Raw genomic sequence first — 22,630 nt, 5'->3', positions numbered from 1 at the left:
CCTAACGACTAATTACAAACCTTATGGGATTTTCTGAAATTTTACTGATACTCTTTGCAGTACTGATACTTTTTGGGGCAGATAAATTGCCCGAAGTAGCGCGCGGTTTGGGTAAAACCATTCGCCAAGTGCGCGATGCTACTGATGAAATAAAAACCGAGATACAACACACAGTGCAGCACGGCAGTAGTGCTGGCAACTCATTGCTTGAAGAAACTCAAAAAGAGATAGAACAAATAAAGGAAGATATAGAAGAAATAAAAGAGGAAGTAGCTGGTAATCACCTTCCTAAAGACTAACCATTAGGTTACAACCTCTGAGGTCGGTATTATCAAAACGACCGAGTATTTCAAAAGAGCCATCGGGGTGTAGCTTGCCTAAATCTTGCGTACTAATAAAGCTACAAGAGTGAATATTTGCTAAATCTATCACGTTTACACCGCCTGTTTTGCCCGTTGGCAAATAGCTGAGGGCATCGTTGGTGTCGCGTATGAGTATTTTCATCCAAGGGACACTGCGGTAAATACCTTCCCCCGATGAATAGGCTTGTGATAGCAATTCCGTCATACCATATTCCGAATGGATATGGGGCACGCCAAAACCTTCCTTCAATAGCTGGTGCAACTCTTCGCGTATCAGCTCTTTGCGTTTTCCTTTCATTCCTCCTGTTTCCATTACAATTGTATTTTTTAGCTGAAAGGTGTATTGCTCTACCAAACTAAGTAGGGCAAAGGATACGCCTATAAGCAAAACCCGCCCCCCAGCCTTATCCAAACGTTGTAGGGTAGCAGCCAAATGGTCGTAGTTGTGCAGGTAGAAACCGCTCTCTTCACTTTGCGATTGCCTGATGAGGTCATCGGTCATTGTGATGAGTGAGGAGCCTTTGCGTTCTAAATATGAGGGTAATAGGGCTAATATGGTGTAGTTGCGCACATCGCCGTAGAAGTGTTGGAAGCCTTTGCGAAAACTTTCCTGATAAATACTGAGGTCTTTTACGTAGTGTTGTGAAGTTTGCGCCCCTGTAGTACCACTGCTGGTAAAGATTTCTTGGTGTGGGGTATCGCCACAATATACCTTTTCTGTCTTGAAGAAGTGTATAGGCAGAAAAGGTATATCCTCGAGCGTATGCACATTGTGAGGTGAGCGATGTAATAAATTACAAAAACGATGGTATACCTTATTGTTTTCGTACTGATAGCGAAATACAGATAAAGCAGCCGTTATAAATTCATCATCGTTTTGTATGTGAGGTATAGTAAGCAAATGATTATTTGCGTTGGTCTTCTAATGATTTACGGAAAGCAGAATACTCTTCGCGATATTTACCTATCGACTCTTCGTTATTAAAACGGAAGCCAAGTACGTAATAAATATTTTTCTGTTCGTTGGTAACCAACTCATAAAAGTGTTGGTATTTACCATCGTAGTAAGTATATCCAGCTACTTTGTCGCCTTCAAATGAGGGAGTTATAACGTAGCTATCTCTTTTAAGGTCTATATCAGTAGGCAACGCTGCTTTTTTGGGTTTATAAGCATAGAAGATTATAGACTCATCGGGCGAACTGAAAGTAGCCGCGTTGTTAGCAGTTTTTTTAGCTTTAAAACTACTTGGGTAGGCTACTGTAAGGTTGCCTTCTTTGTAAGTTTCAGTTTGGGCAGTAGCAAGTGTAGCTACCATTGCGAATGCTAATAAAAAGTACTTTTTCATTGTATAGATAATTTAATTAGGGTAACAAATCTTTAAATACGCCCCAAGTGGGGTGTAATAGAGCGATATTGGCTGCCAATAGCAGGAGTGCTATGATAAATTTAAGCCAAGAGATGTAACGTTTTCTGGGGGTAGCAATAAAGCCGTCATAGAATTTGCGCGCTTGCACCGTAGCCACTCTTTTCTGGAAATACATATCTACCAAAGTAGGCAAATCTACTACCGAGTGGCTGGGTGAAGGTTGCTCTGCGGTATTTTTCTGTTGGTTGTTTGTGGGGGTGTGTTGTTTTTTTTGGGTATTTTGTGCGTTGAGTTGTTCGGCGAGTTTGGTGTCGTATTCTCTGCGTTTATCTTCATCTGCTAATACTGCATAGGCTTCTTGCAAGCTTTTAAACTTTTCGGCAAAGAAAGCGTCGCCCTGATGTTTATCGGGGTGGTAGGCTTTGGCTAACTTTTTATAAGCATCGCGTATTTCTTCGGGGGTAGCCTTTTGTTTTACGCCCAATATTTCATAGTAGTCCTTCAGTATCATATTCCAGCTTTGCGAGTATTATCGTTATTATCTTCCCAGCCTATAAGTCGCCCGTTTTGAAAGGTAAGGGTAAGGGTTTTGTAGTGCCAACGCTCGGTAGTAGCCCCTCTAAACACAGCACTTTGCACCTGTTGGGGTCGTCCTAAAGCGAGTTTTACTAAAAAATTGGGCATACCTTCAGTATATATATTCTTTTCAATAGCATTGACGGTGGTTTCGCCATAGGTAGATTTTACAAGCCCCATAATAATTTCGCGAGTTTGTTTTTCGTCTACTAAGGCAGCTTGCCATTTATCTCTTAATTCTTCTATTGATTTTTCGCGTTTATAGTTGGCAATACCTTGCCTTATAAGCATATACAAAATATATGCCACTATAACAGCGAGAATACTATAATATACCATTTGCTTAGCGAATTACTGTATTTTTGGGGCAAAGATACAAAATATTTTTGAATTATGAATTTTGAATTATGAATTTTGATTTTTTTCGCTTATCCTTCGCTCATCCTTCGTCACATACTCGGCTGCGCCAGCTCGGTGCGAGCCGCACAGGCTTTTATTCTTCGCTTATCCTTCGCTCAACCTTCGCTCAACCTTCGCTCAACCTTCGCTGAAGGTATGGTGGAATTTTGAATTTTGAATTGGGGGGGTGATAAAATTGTTGTTTTTCTTATATTGTTGTTTGATGATTGTTTTTTATAGTCAAACAAATTTAGATTGCGAATAAATAAAAATTTGTTATTTTTGCACCATCTATGGAACTAACATTATCACCAACAGAAATAGAGGAACTTAGAAAGCTCCAACGCAACTTGCAAGGTCGCTCGGATTATGCCCGAGTTACCTGCATTTTGATAAATTCGCAAACCATTTCTTTTTGACTATAGAAATTGACAAAAAAGCTTAATATTACTCACTCATCAATGCGTATTCCAGCTGATATTTTAGCTATTATTGATGTAGTGGAAGACCCTTATATTCGGAGATTACAGGCTTCGTTACGCAGAGTGTAAAATAAAAATGTTTCTAATTATTTTTGAAGTTTCTTTGTAAAATCGCAAATTATTACTATCTTTGCAGAAAACCATATTATTATGAACGAAAAAAGAAATATCAAGCAAAAAATTAATTTGCTTATAGGTTCCATAGGAGCCTTTATAGGAGTGGCGGTATTTGTAGCCTATATTCCTCAAATTATGGCCAACTTAGAGGGGCACAAAGCACAACCTTGGCAACCTTTGTTTGCAGCTGGGTCTTGTCTTATCTGGGTGGTGTATGGCTGGACAAAAGAGCCTAAGCCAGATTATATTCTCATTATCCCCAATTTGGTAGGGGTAGTTTTAGGATTCTTAACTTTTATTACTTCACTTTAAAGCTACTGTATGTTTCTGCTTTTCGGCAAAAGCAAAAACGATCACTAATCCCTACATTGGAATATATTTAGATTGCGAATAAATAAAAAATTTGTTATTTTTGCACCATCTATGGAACTAACATTATCACCAACAGAAATAGAGGAACTTAGAAAGCTCCAACGCAACTTGCAAGGTCGCTCGGATTATGCCCGAGTTACCTGCATTTTGATAAATTCGCAAACCATTTCTTTTTGACTATAGAAATTGACAAAAAAGCTTAATATTACTCACTCATCAATGCGTATTCCAGCTGATATTTTAGCTATTATTGATGTAGTGGAAGACCCTTATATTCGGAGATTACAGGCTTCGTTACGCAGAGTGTAAAATAAAAATGTTTCTAATTATTTTTGAAGTTTCTTTGTAAAATCGCAAATTATTACTATCTTTGCAGAAAACCATATTATTATGAACGAAAAAAGAAATATCAAGCAAAAAATTAATTTGCTTATAGGTTCCATAGGAGCCTTTATAGGAGTGGCGGTATTTGTAGCCTATATTCCTCAAATTATGGCCAACTTAGAGGGGCACAAAGCACAACCTTGGCAACCTTTGTTTGCAGCTGGGTCTTGTCTTATCTGGGTGGTGTATGGCTGGACAAAAGAGCCTAAGCCAGATTATATTCTCATTATCCCCAATTTGGTAGGGGTAGTTTTAGGATTCTTAACTTTTATTACTTCACTTTAAAGCTACTGTATGTTTCTGCTTTTCGGCAAAAGCAAAAACGATCACTAATCCCTACATTGGAATATATTTAGATTGCGAATAAATAAAAAATTTGTTATTTTTGCACCATCTATGGAACTAACATTATCACCAACAGAAATAGAGGAACTTAGAAAGCTCCAACGCAACTTGCAAGGTCGCTCGGATTATGCCCGAGTTACCTGCATTTTGATGCTTTCTATGGGCAATACTCCTATTTTTGTTGCTGATTGCTTGGGTATAGATATTTCTACTACTTATCGTTATCGTTCCTTATATCTTGAAGGAGGACTAGATAAACTTCTTGAGAATCGTTATAAAGGTTATCAAGGTCTGCTTAATATTTTTCAAATAGAATCCTTAAAACAAGAGTTACGCACACATCTTTATACAGATGCAAAACAAGTATCTCAATGGGTTAAAGACACTTTTGAAGTTACCTATACTCCACAAGGAATGGCTGATTTACTTAACAGAATTGGCTAACTACACGACAAAAATTGATAAACATTGATTTTAAGACAGTTAATTCCTGAAATTAATATCCTTGATAGGTAATCCAAGCCGTATTTAAAGATACTTATGGCTCTACTGCCGTGTTTTATTATTCTAATAGCCTTTATGTTTGTATCAATATAATCACCTATCTTATAACACCAAACAAAAGCAAGCATTACCAATAAAACTAATTTCTTTATTCTATCCATCTGCGTTACATGGGTATCTTCGAGATTAAAACCACTGCTCTTAAAAGCTTTGAATAGTGTTTCTATTTGCCATCTCTTTGCATATTTTTCTAAAGATTCTTCAGGTTTATTGAAAGAAATGACAATACAAAACTCTATTTTATTGTCTTTTATTGTTTTCATTCCTGAAAGATAACAATATTCATCATTAATTACCATTATTCTATGGAAATGTCTTATCTCTCCAATCTTTAGATTGTTGAAATAATGCCATGCTTTGGATAATACTTGCTTCTTAGGGTCAAAAACCATGAAATTCTCTCTTATCCTAATGTGATAAGCTATCCCATTGTCATTTAAGAAAGCAATCCACTCCTTCCCTACAAATTCTCTATCTGCTAACAAACAATCAATACAATCGGAACCGAACCAACTTATGAAATCATTTATTAAGGCAATCCTTTCTGCTGTATTGGAGTTACCTCTCTTATCTAACATCTTGAACATTAATGGAAAAGCAATATTTTTATAACTTATCCCTAACATTAAGATATTGATATCTTTCCCTCCTAACTTCCAATTAGTCCTATCCATTACTAATATCAAGTTATTTTTCTCAGGTAATAAACTAAAAATAAGTTGAGCTATCCATCTCATAGGTAGGATTACATCTGCAAGAAAACGTTGAATCCGTCTATAATTACTTGAGGTAGCTGCTTTATTATCAAATCCTATTGATAACTTTTGAAAATTGACAGTCTTTACTTTGCATAAAGAACTGATTAACAAGCATATAAATTTAATTCTTGCTAAATTAAATTTGCCGGAAAAATACCCTTGGAATATAGATAATAAATTTGTACTTTTGTCTCCTGAGCTGATATTCTTTTTTAGAGTCATAATTGTGGTAGATTAGAAACTCTAATATAAAGAATTTCAGCTCTTTTGTCAAGTACCTTCTATATTGTTTTTTGTCATGTATTAAACTTATTGCTTTATAAATTCTTTCAATTAGAAAACTATTTCTTCAATAAAAAATGATAGTAATTTTGCCGCCAGAAAAATAAACCATAAAACATCATAAATATGTCATTCGTAGGAAAAAAATTCCCTAACATTGAGGTTAACGCTATGAGCGACCTTGGGGACACATTCAAAATAAACGTGCTTAACGAAGCCGTAAACAATAAAAAGAAAGTACTCCTTTTCTGGTATCCTAAAGACTTTACTTTCGTATGCCCTACTGAGCTACACGCTTTTCAAGAGGCTTTGGCTGAATTTGAAAAACGCAACGTGAAGGTTATCGGCGCTTCTTGCGATACTGCTGAAGTACACTTCGCTTGGCTAAATACCCCTAAAAACAATGGTGGTATTGAGGGTGTTACTTACCCTATCTTGGCTGATAGCAACCGCAACCTTGCTCGTACACTTGGTATCCTTGACTCTAACGAGGTATATGACGAAGTAGCTGACGCTTACCTTTTAGAAGGTGATGATGTTACTTTCCGCGCTACTTACCTCATAGACGAAACTGGTAAAGTATTCCACGAAAGCATCAACGATATGCCTCTAGGACGTAACGTAAAAGAATACCTTAGATTAGTAGATGCTTACACCCACGTACAACAACACGGTGAAGTATGCCCTGCTAACTGGGAAGAAGGTAAAGATGCCATGAATGCTGACCGCAAAGGAGTTGCTAGCTATTTAGCATCGCACTAATTATAATTTTTCATAATAACTTAATCATTGTAAACCTATCTATTTGCACTGACTAAAAGACTCACTCAATTAAAATTTATCAGTATGACAGAACTAACCCAAGATAACTTGCAAGAAGTAGTAGCTGCTAATCCGCTTGTATTCGTACAATTTGGCGCTGGATGGTGCGGCAATTGCAAAATAATGAAACCAAAGTTTAAAAAGTACGCTAGCGAAACCGCTAATGCTACTTTCGTATATGTAGATGCTGAGGCGTTTACAGAATCGCGCAAACTGGCTAAAGTGGATAACCTACCTACTTTTGCGGCTTTCAAAAATGGTGCTTTGGTAAACCAAGTGCAAACTAATAAAGCCGAAATATTAAAGCAATTTATAGATGAGATTACCGGTAATTAAACACATCGTTCAGTTTATTGAAACCAACGATCAGGATTATGTGAATGAGACGGTAGAGACTCTCGAAAATCTCATAGAATGTGAGCAACTCAAAGATGAGGAGCTTGACGTAATAGGTGAATTGCTCTCTAATTTCTACGGAGCCATTGAGGTGGATAATATGATAAAAGCCGGCACTCCGCAGAAAGAAGCCCTAAACAGCTTTATGAAGCGCGTAGTAGGGTCGATTGACAAGTAAATTATTATTATTTCACTAACTAAGAACGAAAAAGCCATAGCCTAAAGCTGTGGCTTTTTTAATGGTTAATTTTTGAGCTGTTTGGGATTGATGCCGTATTTGCGCTTGAAGGCTGTTGAGAAATGCGACAGATAGTCGTAGCCACAAGCGAGGGCGACCTCGCTGATGGTCTTATCGGTATGGAGGAGTAGCTGGCGCGCTAAGGTCATCTTATACTCGTATAAATAACCAAAGACGGTATTGCCAAACACTTCTTTAAATCCGTAGCACAGCTTCTTTTCGTTAATACCTACTGCACGAGCTAAATCGGTAATAGAGGGGGTGGCATCTAATTGTGCTATAAGGCGGTCGCGCACTTCGTACATCTTCTGTACATCGGTTTGGGTCTTGCAATACTGGCAATTTTGGCTCTGCTGTTGTTCGTATTGATAGAGCTGCAAGAGGAGAAGTTCTTGTACCTTGAGTTCGGCATAAGGGCGGGAAGCCTTGCCCAATAAGGAGGCTTGCTGCAATTGGCTTAGCGCTGTTTGCATAGCAAAAGTAGTAGGCAGAGCATAGTCGGGTGAAAGGATAAAGTTGCCGCTGCGCTGGTAACGCTCATACCAACTCATAAAGGTTTCGGGGTACTGAGTAGCTATCTGCTCAAACTGCTCGGCACTAATGGCTAAGGTAATGACCTCTATAGTATCGTCTTTATGCAAAAAGTCTTTGCCTGTGCATTCTTCACGTCCGAAAAAGATATTATGCGTTCCTGCCTTGGCAGTGGAAATAGATTTATCTACCTCTATCTGAATGCCTTTGTGGGTTTGGGTTACAAAATAGAGGCGCAAAGAAGGGATATCCATACGTCCTTCGAAAGTAGCCTCTTGTTTTACTTGCGCTTGCCAACGGTAGTAAGTATGATGCCCTAAGGCTTGTTGCTCTAACTGAAAATGAGCTATTTGCTCGCTTACCCCTTCGTAATAAGTAAGTATTTCTTCTTCATTGGTTATCAACGGTAATGTTACTTCATTTATCATAGCCATTCAAATTAAAATCTTTGCTAATAAGATTAAAGTCTCGCGTGTGTTTTTGCTGTACTTTTGCCTTCAGAAACTCATTGTTTAGAACAAAAGTAAATAATCTATACCAAACAAGCAAATTTATGAACAGATTTTTTTATTTATTACTGTTAATTTCTGCTTCAGTATCGGCTCAGAATACGTATAAACTCATCGGTACCATTACTGACAAAAGTACGGGTATCGGCTTGCCACAAGCTACTGTTTACATTAAAGAATTGAAGAAAGGGAGTATTGCTAATGCTAATGGAGAGTATGAGTTGGCTGGCTTGCCAAAAGGTAATTATACCATCATATTCAGTTACTTAGGTTATCAGACTGCTACTAAAAAAGTAAGCACCGGTCAACAAACACGCATAGACATATCATTAAAAGAGCAAGCTGAGCAAATAAGCGAAGTAATAGTATCGGCAAAGACTATAGCACACCAAAAAAAAGAAGAGAGTATGCCTATCACGGTAATTGATATGAGCAATATGCGGGGTACGGTGAGCAATGTGCAAGATATCCTCGCCAAGACGGTAGGCATCACTCTGCGGACTTCTGGAGGGGTAGGTAGTAGTTCGCGTATTTCGGTACGAGGCTTAGAGGGCAAGCGCATTGGCTTTTTTATAGATGAATTGCCAATGACTGAGCAGACCGATTATTTAGACATCAATGATATTCCGGTAGATATGATAGACCGCATTGAGATTTACAAAGGTGTGGTACCTGCCCGCTTTGGAGGATCGTCTTTGGGAGGAGCTATCAATATCGTCATTCGCGAGTACCCCGATAAATATGCCGACCTCAGCTATGGTTATGAGAGTTTCAATACCCATAAAGTACAAGGAGTTTTTAAACGCAACCTAAAAGAACGCGGATATACCTTAGGTATCGGGGGTGGTTATACTACTTCTGATAATAACTATACTTTTGACTCGCCCTACCGCAAGGGATTGCGCATCACTCGCAACCACGATAAGTATCGCAAATACCTGATAGGAGGTGGATTTACCGCTAAAAAATGGTGGTTTGACAAGGTAGAGTTTGAGCCCGTATTGGTGAAGACCTACAAAGAAGTGCAAGGTATAGAGTACGACATACGCGAAGCCTATAGCGAATCGCTAATGGCAGGTTTGGCTAACAAATTCACCAAAGACAATTTCCTTACCGAAGGGCTTAACCTTGATATGTTCAACGGATTGGTACTCACCCAAATGAATTTTATCGATAAAGCTACTCGTCGCTATGAATGGGACGGTACCTCCTACCCTACCCCTTCGCGCTATGGTGGTGAGGCGGGGTATAACTTCCCTTCGGACTCTGACGACCAAAAACTCTCCTTCATCAACAAAACGAACTTAGAGTATATCATAAACGAACGTCATTCTTTTAACTTCAACAGTGTGCTCTCTATAGCAGAAGGTACCCCTAAAGATGAGCTGAAGACGCGCAGCTTAGGCAAGCAGGTGAATTTTGATTCGCATATGCACAGCTGGGTGAGTGGTCTTACCTATGACCTGCGGTCGCTTAATGATGTATTTCTGAATTCGCTCACCTTGCGCTACTACCAATACACTATGCATACCCAAATGGCACCGCTGTTTGTACCTGGTAAGTATGATGTAGATGTACACAAGAGCAATTGGGGAGTGAACAACGCCTTGCGCTATCGGTTTTTGCCCTCGCTAATGGGTAAGCTATCGGCAGGTTATGAGGTGCGTATCCCTTCAGAAACAGAGCTTTTGGGAGATGGTATTAGTGTAGTGCCCAGTGCTGACCTATTGCCTGAACGCAACACCAGCGCGAATATAGGGGTTCTGTTTGACCTAACCGGCAAACACCGCAGCAATGCGCAGATAGAAATGAACTTCTTTTATATGTATCTGCAAGATATGATACGCTACACCTCTGGACTGATAGGGGCACAGTATCAGAATTTTGGGGAGATGCGCACTCTAGGTATGGAGTTTGAAGCTAAAGCCGATGTGCTACCCTCGCTCTACGCCTATGTGAATACTACCTACCAAGACCTACGCGATACTCGCGATTACGAGCCGGCTAGTACCGTGCCCAACCCTACCAAAGGCAAGCGTATGCCCAACATACCCTACCTGATGGCAAATGCAGGGGTAGAGTTTCACCGCGAAAACCTTTTTGGCGGCAGCGGTCAGAATACGCGTCTGTTTGCCGATGTAGCTTTCGTAGAAGAATATTTTTACGATTTTGAAATGACCCAGTTGCAGAAACGCCGTATACCGCGCAGCACTACTCTTGATATAGGCTTTGAACACAGTTTTCTGAACAACAAACTTTTTATATCGGGTAAATTGCGCAATGTAACGAATGAAAAGACTTTATCAGAATTTAACCGTCCGCTCCCTGGAATCAATGGGGGAGTGAAGATTAGAGTTATATTCTAAAAACGCAATTAATAACAAAAACATATAAAACCATGAAAAAATCAATCTTAACCTTGTGCTCATTAGCACTCATCGCTGTGTCTTGCAAAAAAGAAGACACTCCCGAAACTATCCTTAAAGGAGGAATGGGTAACTACCTCCTCGAAACCTCATTAACCAATGATGGTATGAGTGGTAGCTCATACTTACAGCTTTTCGGCTCGCTGTCGGGCACTATTGATAATAGCTTGGCAGAGCAGGTAGAGTTTGGTAGCTCTGTTCAGGTAGAAGGTAATAACATCTACCTATTCGATACTATCAAAAGTACCGGAGGCGTAATCCTTTATACCTACGACCCCTCTACCAAACGCTTTACTAAAAAAGCTAACCTATCGACACCTGCTAACTCAATGGTAGGAAACCTAACCATCGTTAGTCCTACCAAAGCATATCTACCTCTGTACGGTATAGGCGTTGTGTGGATTATCAACCCACAAACTTTGGAAAAGAAAGGTGAAATAAGTCTTACTAAATACGCTCACGGCGATACCAGTCCCGACCCTGCTATGGGTATACTACACAACGGTAAATACTACCTAAGCCTTACCCAAATAAACCCAGGTGGTGGTTGGCAACCTTACGCTGACTACCTACAATGTGATGTGGCTATCATCAACCCACAAACAGACGTAGTAGAAAAAGTAATTTCTGAAACTACTTCAGGACTTACTTTCCCTACACGCCCTATGGCTCAGTGTAGAGGAATGATGTTCGTTACCGAAACAAAAGACCTGTATATAGCTACTGTAGGATATTTTGGCTTCAACCCTGCTAATAAAAAAAGTGGATTTATATGCATACCAAATGCTAACACTGTATCGGAAACAGAATTTGATACTGCCAAAACGTGGGATATATCTACCACCACTATTGAAGGTACTACCTATAAACCCGCTTGCGTACTTAACGCACAGTATATGGGTAGCGGCAAAGTAGCTGCTTATGTAGGTATTTCTGAACTCTATACGGCAAACCCTTATACTGCCAAAAGCTCGATGGCTGTTATTATAGACCTTAATGCTAAAACTATTAAGCAAATAGAAGGCATACCTCTTACCGATGGGTATAGTGTATTCATCAGCAAGTACAAGGATAAAGCTGTATTTGCTGCCTTTGGTACTGATAAACGCGGACTATTTTTGTACGACCCCGCTACTGGTACAATAGAGCAAATACTAACCACTGTAGGCAACCCAGCGTTCTTTCACGAGTTCTAACTCTCGAAATCAGGCCTGTTTGACACGTTCGACAGGCCTTGATTCTAATTCGTAAGCTTTATGAACAAAATACCTGAAACAATGCTCATCACTTTATGGGCAAAAGCAACCGAATTATAGTCAAACAAATTTAGATTGCGAATAAATAAAAGATTTATTATCTTTGCACTGTCTATGGAACTAACATTATCACCAACAGAAATAGAGGAACTTAGAAAGCTCCAACGCAACTTGCAAGGTCGCTCGGATTATGCCCGAGTTACCTGCATTTTGATAAATTCGCAAACCATTTCTTTTTGACTATAGAAATTGACAAAAAAGCTTAATATTACTCACTCATCAATGCGTATTCCAGCTGATATTTTAGCTATTATTGATGTAGTGGAAGACCCTTATATTCGGAGATTATAGGCTTCGTTACGCAGAGTGTAAAATAAAAATGTTTCTAATTATTTTTGAAGTTTCTTTGTAAAATCGCAAATTATTACTATCTTTGCAGAAAACCATATTATTATGAACGAAAAAAGAAATATCAAGCAAAAAATTAATTTGCTTATAGGTTCCATAGGAGCCTTTATAGGAGTGGCTGTATTTGTAGCCTATATTCCTCAAATTATGGCCAACTTAGAGGGGCACAAAGCACAACCTTGGCAACCTTTGTTTGCAGCTGGGTCTTGTCTTATCTGGGTGGTGTATGGCTGGACAAAAGAGCCTAAGCCAGATTATATTCTCATTATCCCCAATTTGGTAGGGGTAGTTTTAGGATTCTTAACTTTTATTACTTCACTTTAAAGCTACTGTATGTTTCTGCTTTTTCGGCAAAAGCAAAAACGATCACTAATCCCTACATTGGAATATATTTAGATTGCGAATAAATAAAAGATTTATTATCTTTGCACTGTCTATGGAACTAACATTATCACCAACAGAAATAGAGGAACTTAGAAAGCTCCAACGCAACTTGCAAGGTCGCTGGATTATGCCCGAGTTACCTGCATTTTGATGCTTTCTATGGGCAATACTCCTATTTTTGTTGCTGATTGCTTGGGTATAGATATTTCTACTACTTATCGTTATCGTTCCTTATATCTTGAAGGAGGACTAGATAAACTTCTTGAGAATCGTTATAAAGGTTATCAAGGTCTGCTTAATATTTTTCAAATAGAATCCTTAAAACAAGAGTTACGCACACATCTTTATACAGATGCAAAACAAGTATCTCAATGGGTTAAAGACACTTTTGAAGTTACCTATACTCCACAAGGAATGGCTGATTTACTTAACAGAATTGGTTTTTCCTACAAGAAAACAACCGAAGTGCCTTGTGAGGCGGATCCTTTAAAACAAAAACTATTTGCTGAAGCGCTCTCTAAAATTCTTCAAGAAAAGGAAGAAGGGGATGTGGTGTATTTTGCCGATGGTGTTCATCCTACGCACAACAGCCGTTCCACTTATGCTTGGATAGAGAAAGGTAAAGAGTTTCAACAACCAACAGTTAGTGGACGTGATAGAGTGAATATCAATGGTTTGCTTAATGCTTATGATGTTACAGATGTAATAGCTCTTGATTGTGAATGCGTTAATGCAGAATCAACAAAAGAACTTTACGAATTAGCTCTTAAAAAGCATCCAAACGCTAAAAATATTTATATTATATCCGATAATGCTCGCTATTATCACAATAAAGAGCTTCAAAACTGGGTAGAAGATAATAGAATCAAGCAAATTTTCTTGCCTCCATACTCTCCGAACCTCAATTTAATAGAGCACTTGTGGAAATTCTTACGAAAAAAAGTAATCAATACGGGTTTCTATCGGAACAAGACAGAATTCCGAGATGCTATAAGGAATTTCTTTGATAATATACATACTTATAAAAAGGAGTTAGAGTCACTTCTAACTCTCAATTTCCGTTTGATAAATTCGCAAACCATTTCTTTTTGACTATAAATTTGTCGCACTAATCCGGACAAGTCAGGAGTTTTATTCCTAACCAAATGGCTACCCCTAAGGTTTGTATACCACAGGAATAGAAGAATGCTTCTCCTATTTCATATAAATGATGTCTTTCAATCCATTCACCATCTTTTAAAAAACTGAAAACTATAGCGCCTATATTTACGGAAATAAAGGTGAGTACAAAAAATAGAAGAACACCTATTATTGGGTTTTTAGAAGTGAGTTTTATGTGCTTTTCTATGATTTTAGCTATTAAGAAAGAGGGAATTACTCCTGCAAGTAGGGGGATAAAGATGATTCCTATAATTGAACCAGCTGCATCTGTTCCGCCATAGATTGTTCCTAATATATATACTGAAATAACAACAACTATAGTCTCTATTATAATTGCCTTGCAAAGTAATGAAGAGGTATGAGGCATAATTTTAATGACGAATTACGAATGATGAGTGCAAAAGTAGTAAATAATTTTCTAATAAAAAAATCCCCACTGATAGATTTTTCTTTCAGTGAGGATTTTCATTTTTACTCAGGGGCGGAATAGGTTACGATATCTATATCGATGCCGTTAGGATCTACAATGGCAAAATGGCGGTCGCCCCAAGGCTCTTATTAGAAATCCTTGCTCTCAGCTAATTTCTCGGTGATAATACCTGCGTTTAATTTCATTCTGATAATATATTTGTTATTCGGGGGCAAAAGTACCGCAAGCGCAGGGAATACGATTGTAAAAAACGGACATTCTTCAGCCTAACACCTTACTCGGGGTATCGCCATAGAATGTTTTAAACGATTTGATAAAGTGGGCTTGGTCGTAATAGGTGTCTAAAAAAGAATGGTTGTGATAGGCTTTTGTACTTAGTATATGCTGAAAGCGCACAATATTGCTAAAAGCTTTAGGACTATCGCCTATGTAGTAGTCGAAAAGGCGGCGCAACTGTCGGGTACTGATACCGGTATCTAACTGACTGATGTGTATGCTCCCTTTGCTTTGCAATATCTGCAAAAGGGCGGAGAAAAAGCGGTTGTCCGTCTGCAAAGGGCGTTGTGATAGGTGGCGAAGAAAATAGTTGTCCAAGTGCTGTGCAATGGCAGCTAACGAAAGGGGAATTTCCAACTGCTGAGCAATATAAGTAGCCAGTGCAGGCAGTACCTCGCGCAAGGGTATTTCTTGTGCGCTGATTTCAAAAGCATCCTGACCGAAAAGTAGCGGAAAGGCACTAGGCAAAAAGCGAACCCCCACATAATGAAAAGCCCCCGTTATAAGAATCTCTACATACGTATTGCAATAGCCCATAAGGGAACTCATCTGTGGGGCGTTGCATTCAAAAAACAGGTCGATGCAGCCATCGGCAACTACTCGGTAGCAAAAAGGCGTGTTACGCGGAGGTGATTTCAGTTCCCAATAGCAATAAATAAACGAACGCAAAGCCTCACACGGAAGAAACTCGGTATAAGTAACCTCTTTTTCTTCCGCAGGAATAACGGATTGCATAGGGTGATAATAGGAACGAAGCGATAAGTGCACAAGCTGCGGTATTGATTAGCGTTTCAAAGAGTAATTAACTTTGGCAAACTTTAAGAGTTTGCCAAAGTGTGTGGCGCAAAAGGGGAAGCGTAAAACAGCTATTTCTTCAAACGTTTGAACACAAAACGGGTGATAAAAAGCCCTGTAGAATCTTCTTTGCCTGAATTGCTTTCTACACCACTGGTAACGAAGGCTAGTTCCCAGCCTTCTTCGCTCATCGCATTGAGTTTGGAAGTGATAAGGGCATCGTTGGCAGCGATATTTTGGAAGCGAATCCCCGCAATATTGAAAAAGTTCAGCAACTTGGTTTCGTCAAAGCCTTTTACGCGAATCTCATCGCGGTCGCTTTTATTGCGCTCATCGCCTTCTTCGGAGCGGGTAGTGGTAAAATCTTTGTAATTGCGCTCTTCATTAGTCGAAATCAAGCGTGAACGCCCCATACCAGAAGGCACTACCGATTCTACTGCTGTTACGACCTTAAATTCATAGGTCTGTGCTGTTGCTGCAAAGCCCACAAGGGCTAAACAGAATAAAAAAATGTTTTTCATAGAAATTGTATTTATTAATTCTTCACGCAAAGATACAACAAATGAGCAAATGAGCAAAATTGTAACTAAGGAAGAGCAAGGATAACATAACTCAGTTTCGACTCAATATTAAGCAAACTTTTAAGCATTAATCATTATCCATTAAACATTATTTTGTATCTTTGCAGCAATTATTCAAAAAAATATATTTATGAAGAAGCGATTTTTCTTACTAATGGTATGGGTATTGATAAGTAGTGGTACTTTGATAGCACAAGAAACCTCAAGCGATACCAATGCACAACAACGGTATCAAAAAGGGTTGGGACTATCTGTGCGAAAGCTTTATCAGCCTGCTCAGCTTATCTTTAGGGAAACGATGAACAATGGTTCTGATAAAACGATACGCACTCAAAGTGAATATTATGTGGCTACAATCGCTGCTATTTTGGGACAAAAGGGGGCTGAAACTTTGGTAAATAAGTTTATTACAAGCCACCCCGAGTCGCCACTAAGTGCCGATGCTTATTTGCAAATGGCAAACCTTTATTACGAACAAGGAAATTATACAGAAGCCTTAGAATGGTATGCCTCTGTAGACCCACTCAGGCTAAATAGTGCCGAAAAAGAAAAATTAAACTTCCAAAAGGGATATGCTCTTTTTACATTGGACAAACAAAGCGAATCGCGCTCACACTTTGAGGCGGTGCAAAACAGTAGCACTTACGGCAACGATGCTAAATACTACTTGGGCTATATGGCTTACGATGCCGATGACTACCAAAAAGCTGAAAAGCTATTTGGCGAACTAAGTGCTAACGATAGTGATAAGAATGTGAGCTATTTTCAGGCAAATATGTACTTCAGTCAGGCGTTGTACGATGACGCTATTGAGGAAGGCGAAAAACAACTCGCCAAAACAAAAAATGCACAAGAAATTTCGGAACTGCACAAAATTGTGGGTGAAAGTTACTTCAACCTTAAAAAATACCAAGAGGCTTTGCCTCACCTGATGTTGTACAAAGGCAAAAAAGGGAAACTTTCTAATACCGACTATTATTATATGGGGTATGCGTTCTACAAAAACAACGATTACGAGGGAGCTATCTCGCAATTTAACAAGATTATAGACGGGAATGATGAAGTAGCCCAAAATGCTTACTACCACTTGGCAGAATGCTACCTAAAAACCAATAAAAAGCAAGAGGCTCTAAACGCTTTTAGAAATGCTTCGCAAATGGCTTTTGACGAGCAAATAAAAAAAGATGCTTACCTAAACTACGCTCGCTTGAGCTATGAAATAGGAAATGCTTATGAAGCAGTGCCTTCGGTACTAATGGGCTATGCCAAAGCTTATCCTAAAGACAACAAGGAAGAAATACAATCGCTACTAGTAGATTCGTATATCTCATCGGGCAACTATGAGGCTGCAATAAGTATATTAGAAAAATCAACCGATGCAAAGGATAAGGAGCTTTACAAAAAAGTAGCTTTCTACAGGGGTGCGGAACTGTTCAACGATCAGCAATACACCGAAGCTCTTAAGTATTTGGAACGTGCTATTACCGATAACAGCACTATCTCGGCTCGTGCGGCTTACTGGGCTGGTGAAAGTGCTTATCAGCTAAAAAACTTCAGCAAAGCTACAACATTCTTCGACAAATTCTTAGCAAATCCTTCGGCAACAAAAACTGATGAATACAGCAAGGTGTATTACAGCTTGGCTTATAGCTATTTCAACCAACACCAATACGCTAATGCTATCACAAACTTTGAAAATTATTTGAAACAAAGCCCTAAAGATGAGGCTTGGAAACAAGATGCAATGTTGCGATTGGCAGATTCGTATTTTGTAACCGGTAAGTACTGGCCTGCAATGGAGGGCTACAACAAACTGATAGAAGCAAAAACCGAGAATCAGGATTACGCTGCATACCAAAAGGCTATTAGCTATGGTTTTGTAGACCGTGCTAATAACAAAATTGAGGAGTTGGAAAAGTTTATAAAAAACTACCCCGACTCAAACTTGCGCCCCAATGCGCTATACGAATTGGGTAGTACCTACGTAACGCAAGGAAATATGTCCAAAGGTATGGAATATTACGAGCAGCTTTCTACAAACTACAAAGGAAATGTATTAGTGCCTCGTGTGCTATTACGACAAGGATTGGTGTACTATAGCAGAGGTGAAGAGCAAAAAGCCTTACAACTATTCAAAACAATTGCTAAAGATTACCCCAATACAAATGAGGCTTCGCAGGCGGTGGCTTCGGCAAAGATGATTTATGTAGATATGGGTCAGGTGAATGAATATGCCGCTTGGGCAAAGAGCTTGGGCTATGTAGAGGTTACCAATTTGGAACTTGAAGCAGCCACTTACGAATCGGCAGAACGACAATATTTGCAAAACAACTTAGATGAGGCTATTGCTGGTTTTGAAAAATACATCAAACAGTACCCTAACGGAATGAGACGTACCAATGCCGAATTTTACTTGGCGCAATCGTACTTCAACAAGGGTAACAAAGCCAACGCTCTCACTTATTTTGAGAAAGTGTACAAGAGTAGTTCTAACGACTTCAGCGAACAATCATTGGTGCGCGTGTGCCAAATACTATTAGATGCCGGCAGCTACCTAAAGGCTAAACCTTACTTGGAAGAGCTTGAAAAAAGAGCGACTATCAGCCAAAACCGCACCTTTGCTCGCAGTAACCTAATGCGTGTGTGCTATAACGAAAATCTATATGACAAGGCTAACGAATATGCCAACAAGGTATTAGCCGACAAGCAAATAGATGAGCGCGTAAAGGCTGATGCTTATGTGGTATTGGCTCGTACTTACTTCAAAAAAGGCGATGATGCTCAGGCTCGTAAATACTACAAAGAGGTGGAAAAAACAGGCACCGAAAACAAGAACGTGGCTGCAGAAGCCTTGTATTACGATGCTTATTACAAAAATAAAGATAAAGATTACAAAGCCTCTAACGAAGTAGTGCAACGAATTGCTAAAGACTATGGGGCACAAAAAGAATACGCTGCCAAAAGCCTTATCGTGATGGCTAAGAACTTTTATGGGCAAAAAGACAGCTATCAGGCTACTTATGTACTTGAAAGCGTAGCAAAAAGCTTTAAAGATATGCCCGAAATAGTAGCTGAAGCTAAAAAAGAATTGGCTGCCATAAAAGCCGAAACAGCCAAAACTAACTCATCGGTAAAGCAATAGGATTAATTTTATAACCATAAGAACAAAATAATAATGACTAATTATAGAATATATATCTGCTTGTGGGCTCTGGCACTCCCTATGATACTAAGTGCGCAAAGCCGAAAGGACAGCCTAACAACAAAGGTGGTGGATGTGGTAAAATCATATGCCCCTACTATAGCCGACGCTTATAAAAAACGTGATGAAGTAAAAATAAAAAACGACTCTATCACGGTGAAAAAGAAGACGATAAAGTATACTTTCAACTCGGTGCCTGTAGCTTCTACCTTTGTGCCTGAAAAAGGAAAAGCTGCCCCTATAGAAAAACGCACTGTTCGCGAGGATTACCTAAACTCATATATAGGTGCAGGGCTAGGGTTGCTAAATACGCTAATGGGCGAGGCTAACATTACCTACGACTTGAACGAAAATAGTAAGATTTCGTTAGTAGCCGACCATTTGTCGAGCAACGGCGATGTGCCTGACGCTTTGCCTGAAACGAACTATGCCAATACCAAAGGTACGCTGGGCTATAACTACCAAAATGAAGCGCTTATTTGGGGCATCAACGGCTACCTTGGCAGGCGAATGCACAACTACTACGGCATACGCCCTGATGTGTTCAGCAAAACGTTCCTGATAGATAAAATAAGCGATATGCAGCAGGCTTACACTAACTATGGGGGTAACGCCTATTTGCAATGGGCAAATCCTTACTTCAAAGGGTTCGACTTCTCGGTAGATGCACTTTCGGATAGCTTTAATAGCCAAGAGGTAAACCTAAAAGTAAAACCTTCGTTTGAAGTGCCACTCATTGATGGGCAACAGGTGCAAGGAAAATTGCTATTTGACTATTACGAAGGAAACTTTACAAGGCAAGATAACTTTGTGAATGAGATTAAAAACCGCTGGATGCTCTTTGGGGTACAACCTGCTTATCACCTAAAAGCAGGGAACTTATCAGCCAAATTGGGAGTTTCTATGCTATACGTAGATGCCAACCAAACTGATGATGACAAATTTAAGGCTTACCCCGATGTGGAAGCCTCGTACGCTCTCACCCCCGATGCGATACTACACGGGGGCATAAAAGGAACAATGCAGCAAAATACACTATCCAAACTAAGCGAGCGCAATCCTTATTTAGCCCCAATGCTGGAACTGAAACCTACCAATGTGCAAGCTGATGCCTTTGTGGGCATTAATGGCAAGGTGGCTACGGGCTTGCAATACCGCGTGCAGGGTAGCTATAGGCTGAGCAAAGAAAAACCGCTCATCACTACTTTTACCGAACGCCCTATAGACCCCAACAATCCTCTGCCTTACCAATACTACAACGCTTTTGGGGTAGTGTATGACAGGGTAAGCGAAATTGAAGGAAAAGTAGCTATGGAAGGTAACCTAAAAGAGTTCTTTTTCTTTACTTTGGAAGGCAAATACAACTATTACAAGGCTGATAACCAATATGAGCACATTGCTTGGAATTTGCCACAAATACAGGTGTCGTTATACAGCGATTTTAAAATATTGCCTAACTTATTTGCAGGGATTGACATTTTCTATATAGGCAATCGCTACGACTTGGATTACCTAATAGGCACTATTGAGCCTAAAAAAATCACGCTAAATGGTTATATAGATGTAAATCTGCACGCCGACTATACGCTGAACAAGCACTTCCAGCTATTTGCGAAAGCCAATAATTTGAGTGCTAAAAACCACGAATTGTGGGCTTATTACCATTCGCAAGGCTTACAGATATACGGGGGCTTACGCTTTTTGTTCGGACTTGGAAAGAAATAAGCCGCAATCTATAACGAACGATTATATACTAAATACTATGGAAATTACATTAAGCCGTGTATATAACGAGCAAGATGACAGCGATAGTTTTCGCGTTCTTGCTGATAGGCTTTGGCCTCGTGGCATCAAAAAAGAGGCTTTGGCATTAGACCTTTGGGCGAAAGATATTGCCCCCTCTACTCTACTGAGGCAGCGTTATCACCAAGACAACGATTACGAAGCCTTTAAAAAAGACTACAGCGAAGAGTTGGCTACCAATGCTGCCTTTGCTCCTTTTTGCGAACAACTAAAAGCACATAAAAAAATCACCTTGCTCACTGCGAGCAAGGTGATTGATAAAAGTGCGTTGCCTATTCTTATGCAGGCTATTAAAAATTATTGTTGTTTATAGTTCTTATTTTCGTACTATCTTATAAGTACCTTTGTTTTCTATATTGAAAGAGAACACTATATCATAAGTACCTGCAGGTAGTTTAATATTTTTACCACCAGCTTTGGCAGCACCTTCTAAGTTGGTGGTATCGTCATCGGCATCAACACCTATATTCACGCTCCACGAACTATTTAAACGAATTTTAACACCACTTTCTTGAGTTAACACCATATCTTTCAACACCCAAGTATTGGTATTGCCGTCATAGGTCATAGGCTTATCAGGAAGTATAGTGCCGTTATGAAGTGGATTTCCCCAATTGTTAAAATCACCTACAAGCCCCCAAGAATAAGGTGTGTTCATCTGATAAGTATTATCTTTTGGATTGAAAATCACCTGATAAGTACCTGCTAAGTATGTTTTAACCTTTTTATTGATATTATCATCCCCTGCAGTTACTACTCCATCATTTTGGTCATCACCCAAAGAACCATCCCATTTCTTATTTTTCACAAATTTAAACTCTCTTCCTTCAGGATTACCTCCAGGAAGTGTGATGTAAGTAGCCAACTTATCTCCTTCGTAATTCCAGAAAGGAATACCTCTATCTTCTTTCCATCCGCCTTCAGTAAATGCACCTACCACGCTCCATTCACTAGGTTTAAGCGCATCGGGGTAAGGAGTAATGGTAAGAGATTGCTCAGAAACCAAACTTCGCTGGTCACTAAGGAGTGCTTTTACAAGTACTTTGATCCTAGTAGCTTCTTCTGGTGCCAAACCTATAGCTAAAGCATAATCGTTAAGCTCTTTACCCTTGATTTCCAAAGGAGAGTGTTCTACTGAAAGTACTTTTGTTTTATCACCATTTACAAACTCTAACGAATAGGATTTCTTTAATAGGATATTAAAGTTCTTAGTCTCCCATTTTACAGTAAGTGCAGTTGTATTCGATTGCGTTTTTTCAAGCACTACTGATGAGGCTGATAGCTCTGAAACTACTTTAGCATCCGCATTTAGTATTGCTTTTTCTTCGTCTTTCTCGCAAGCCACCCATAAGGTAAGCCCCGATAGCAATAATATTGATTTTAAAATATTTTTCATAGTATTCT

Annotated in this window: 24 protein-coding genes and 1 pseudogene; 14 read left to right on the top strand and 11 right to left on the bottom strand. The window is 39.3% G+C overall.

From position 1 onward, the window contains the following. Positions 1–23 precede the first annotated feature (23 nt). Complete coding sequence (locus J4N46_RS03005) at positions 24–299, top strand: Sec-independent protein translocase subunit TatA/TatB (RefSeq protein WP_009416387.1); 276 nt, start codon at positions 24–26, stop codon at positions 297–299. Here J4N46_RS03005 and J4N46_RS03000 read toward each other — a convergent pair. The 4 genes from J4N46_RS03000 to J4N46_RS02985 are packed head-to-tail and all read right to left on the bottom strand — an operon-like array spanning position 289 to position 2,644. Next, complete coding sequence (locus J4N46_RS03000; RefSeq protein ID WP_208058117.1) at positions 289–1,263, bottom strand: LuxE/PaaK family acyltransferase; 975 nt, start codon at positions 1,261–1,263, stop codon at positions 289–291. The two genes, J4N46_RS03005 and J4N46_RS03000, sit on opposite strands and share 11 nt — an antisense overlap. A 4-nt stretch (positions 1,264–1,267) precedes the next feature. Beyond that, positions 1,268–1,708 carry a hypothetical protein gene (locus J4N46_RS02995; RefSeq protein ID WP_208058116.1) on the bottom strand — a complete coding sequence of 147 codons (441 nt, stop codon included), beginning with the start codon at positions 1,706–1,708 and terminating at the stop codon, positions 1,268–1,270. A 16-nt stretch (positions 1,709–1,724) separates the two neighbouring features. Further along, positions 1,725–2,240: a J domain-containing protein gene (locus tag J4N46_RS02990; RefSeq protein WP_208058115.1), complete on the bottom strand. Its 516-nt coding sequence runs from the start codon at positions 2,238–2,240 to the stop codon at positions 1,725–1,727. Continuing rightward, positions 2,237–2,644: an IGBP1/TAP42 family protein gene (locus J4N46_RS02985; protein ID WP_208058114.1), complete on the bottom strand. Its 408-nt coding sequence runs from the start codon at positions 2,642–2,644 to the stop codon at positions 2,237–2,239. Before J4N46_RS02985 ends, J4N46_RS02990 begins: the two co-directional genes overlap by 4 nt. A gap of 692 nt (positions 2,645–3,336) precedes the next feature. On the opposite strand from J4N46_RS02985, the gene J4N46_RS02980 reads away from it, so the two are divergent. From J4N46_RS02980 to J4N46_RS02970, 3 genes are all read left to right on the top strand, one after another. Next, the gene (locus J4N46_RS02980; RefSeq protein WP_009414673.1) at positions 3,337–3,615 is read left to right on the top strand and encodes a SemiSWEET family transporter; all 279 of its coding nucleotides are present in this window, start codon (positions 3,337–3,339) and stop codon (positions 3,613–3,615) included. A 450-nt stretch (positions 3,616–4,065) separates the two neighbouring features. After that, positions 4,066–4,344, top strand: a complete 279-nt coding sequence (locus tag J4N46_RS02975) for a SemiSWEET family transporter (RefSeq protein WP_009414673.1) — start codon at positions 4,066–4,068, stop codon at positions 4,342–4,344. A gap of 111 nt (positions 4,345–4,455) precedes the next feature. Beyond that, the gene (locus J4N46_RS02970; protein WP_236013597.1) at positions 4,456–4,848 is read left to right on the top strand and encodes a helix-turn-helix domain-containing protein; all 393 of its coding nucleotides are present in this window, start codon (positions 4,456–4,458) and stop codon (positions 4,846–4,848) included. Here the strand turns inward: J4N46_RS02970 and J4N46_RS02965 are convergent. After that, on the bottom strand, positions 4,845–5,948 hold the full coding sequence (locus J4N46_RS02965; protein WP_208058113.1) for an IS4 family transposase: 1,104 nt from the start codon (positions 5,946–5,948) through the stop codon (positions 4,845–4,847). The two genes, J4N46_RS02970 and J4N46_RS02965, sit on opposite strands and share 4 nt — an antisense overlap. A gap of 186 nt (positions 5,949–6,134) precedes the next feature. Between J4N46_RS02965 and J4N46_RS02960 the strand changes: the two genes are divergently transcribed. From J4N46_RS02960 to J4N46_RS02950, 3 genes are all read left to right on the top strand, one after another. Beyond that, on the top strand, positions 6,135–6,770 hold the full coding sequence (locus J4N46_RS02960) for a peroxiredoxin (protein ID WP_107781890.1): 636 nt from the start codon (positions 6,135–6,137) through the stop codon (positions 6,768–6,770). Positions 6,771–6,854: 84 nt separating this feature from the next. After that, on the top strand, positions 6,855–7,166 hold the full coding sequence (locus J4N46_RS02955) for a thioredoxin family protein (protein WP_009388481.1): 312 nt from the start codon (positions 6,855–6,857) through the stop codon (positions 7,164–7,166). Further along, positions 7,147–7,404, top strand: coding sequence for a DUF6952 family protein (locus J4N46_RS02950; RefSeq protein WP_095913989.1), 258 nt, complete (start codon positions 7,147–7,149; stop codon positions 7,402–7,404). The genes J4N46_RS02955 and J4N46_RS02950 overlap by 20 nt, the downstream gene beginning before the upstream one ends. A 65-nt stretch (positions 7,405–7,469) precedes the next feature. On the opposite strand, the gene J4N46_RS02945 is transcribed toward J4N46_RS02950, so the two are convergent. Further along, positions 7,470–8,429 carry a helix-turn-helix domain-containing protein gene (locus J4N46_RS02945; protein WP_208058112.1) on the bottom strand — a complete coding sequence of 320 codons (960 nt, stop codon included), beginning with the start codon at positions 8,427–8,429 and terminating at the stop codon, positions 7,470–7,472. A gap of 119 nt (positions 8,430–8,548) precedes the next feature. Here J4N46_RS02945 and J4N46_RS02940 point away from each other — a divergent pair, with 119 nt between their 5' ends. The 4 genes from J4N46_RS02940 to J4N46_RS02925 all read left to right on the top strand — a co-directional run bounded on the left by J4N46_RS02940 (position 8,549) and on the right by J4N46_RS02925 (position 14,070). Continuing rightward, entirely contained in the window at positions 8,549–10,870 is a 2,322-nt protein-coding gene (locus tag J4N46_RS02940) for a TonB-dependent receptor (protein WP_208058111.1), read from the top strand. Between the two features lie 32 nt (positions 10,871–10,902). Then, positions 10,903–12,126, top strand: a complete 1,224-nt coding sequence (locus J4N46_RS02935; RefSeq protein WP_208058110.1) for a hypothetical protein — start codon at positions 10,903–10,905, stop codon at positions 12,124–12,126. Positions 12,127–12,639: 513 nt separating this feature from the next. Continuing rightward, complete coding sequence (locus tag J4N46_RS02930) at positions 12,640–12,918, top strand: SemiSWEET family transporter (RefSeq protein ID WP_009414673.1); 279 nt, start codon at positions 12,640–12,642, stop codon at positions 12,916–12,918. A gap of 219 nt (positions 12,919–13,137) precedes the next feature. Then, complete coding sequence (locus tag J4N46_RS02925) at positions 13,138–14,070, top strand: IS630 family transposase (protein ID WP_236013596.1); 933 nt, start codon at positions 13,138–13,140, stop codon at positions 14,068–14,070. 16 nt (positions 14,071–14,086) lie between these two features. On the opposite strand, the gene J4N46_RS02920 is transcribed toward J4N46_RS02925, so the two are convergent. The 4 genes and pseudogenes from J4N46_RS02920 to J4N46_RS02910 all read right to left on the bottom strand — a co-directional run bounded on the left by J4N46_RS02920 (position 14,087) and on the right by J4N46_RS02910 (position 16,161). Continuing rightward, positions 14,087–14,506: a hypothetical protein gene (locus J4N46_RS02920; RefSeq protein WP_208058109.1), complete on the bottom strand. Its 420-nt coding sequence runs from the start codon at positions 14,504–14,506 to the stop codon at positions 14,087–14,089. A 104-nt stretch (positions 14,507–14,610) separates the two neighbouring features. Next, positions 14,611–14,694: pseudogene (locus J4N46_RS12935) on the bottom strand (VOC family protein); the annotation flags it as partial. A gap of 136 nt (positions 14,695–14,830) precedes the next feature. After that, positions 14,831–15,580, bottom strand: a complete 750-nt coding sequence (locus J4N46_RS02915) for a helix-turn-helix domain-containing protein (protein ID WP_208058108.1) — start codon at positions 15,578–15,580, stop codon at positions 14,831–14,833. 131 nt (positions 15,581–15,711) lie between these two features. Then, complete coding sequence (locus J4N46_RS02910; RefSeq protein ID WP_208058107.1) at positions 15,712–16,161, bottom strand: hypothetical protein; 450 nt, start codon at positions 16,159–16,161, stop codon at positions 15,712–15,714. A 190-nt stretch (positions 16,162–16,351) separates the two neighbouring features. Between J4N46_RS02910 and J4N46_RS02905 the strand changes: the two genes are divergently transcribed. The 3 genes from J4N46_RS02905 to J4N46_RS02895 are packed head-to-tail and all read left to right on the top strand — an operon-like array spanning position 16,352 to position 21,539. Beyond that, a complete protein-coding gene (locus J4N46_RS02905) occupies positions 16,352–19,363 on the top strand; it encodes a tetratricopeptide repeat protein (protein WP_208058106.1) in 3,012 nt (1,003 codons plus the stop codon). Between the two features lie 33 nt (positions 19,364–19,396). Further along, positions 19,397–21,148 carry a TonB-dependent receptor domain-containing protein gene (locus J4N46_RS02900; protein ID WP_208058105.1) on the top strand — a complete coding sequence of 584 codons (1,752 nt, stop codon included), beginning with the start codon at positions 19,397–19,399 and terminating at the stop codon, positions 21,146–21,148. A gap of 37 nt (positions 21,149–21,185) precedes the next feature. Continuing rightward, positions 21,186–21,539: a DUF488 domain-containing protein gene (locus J4N46_RS02895; RefSeq protein WP_208058104.1), complete on the top strand. Its 354-nt coding sequence runs from the start codon at positions 21,186–21,188 to the stop codon at positions 21,537–21,539. A gap of 3 nt (positions 21,540–21,542) precedes the next feature. Here J4N46_RS02895 and J4N46_RS02890 read toward each other — a convergent pair whose 3' ends face one another. Further along, positions 21,543–22,622: a SusE domain-containing protein gene (locus tag J4N46_RS02890; protein ID WP_208058103.1), complete on the bottom strand. Its 1,080-nt coding sequence runs from the start codon at positions 22,620–22,622 to the stop codon at positions 21,543–21,545. Positions 22,623–22,630 lie beyond the last annotated feature (8 nt).

Origin of the sequence: Capnocytophaga bilenii (genome assembly GCF_017565765.1) — a bacterium.
In the GTDB taxonomy this organism is placed as follows: domain Bacteria; phylum Bacteroidota; class Bacteroidia; order Flavobacteriales; family Flavobacteriaceae; genus Capnocytophaga; species Capnocytophaga bilenii.
The sequence above is the reverse complement of the archived record's forward strand: the minus strand, read 5'-3'. Positions and strand labels throughout refer to the sequence as shown.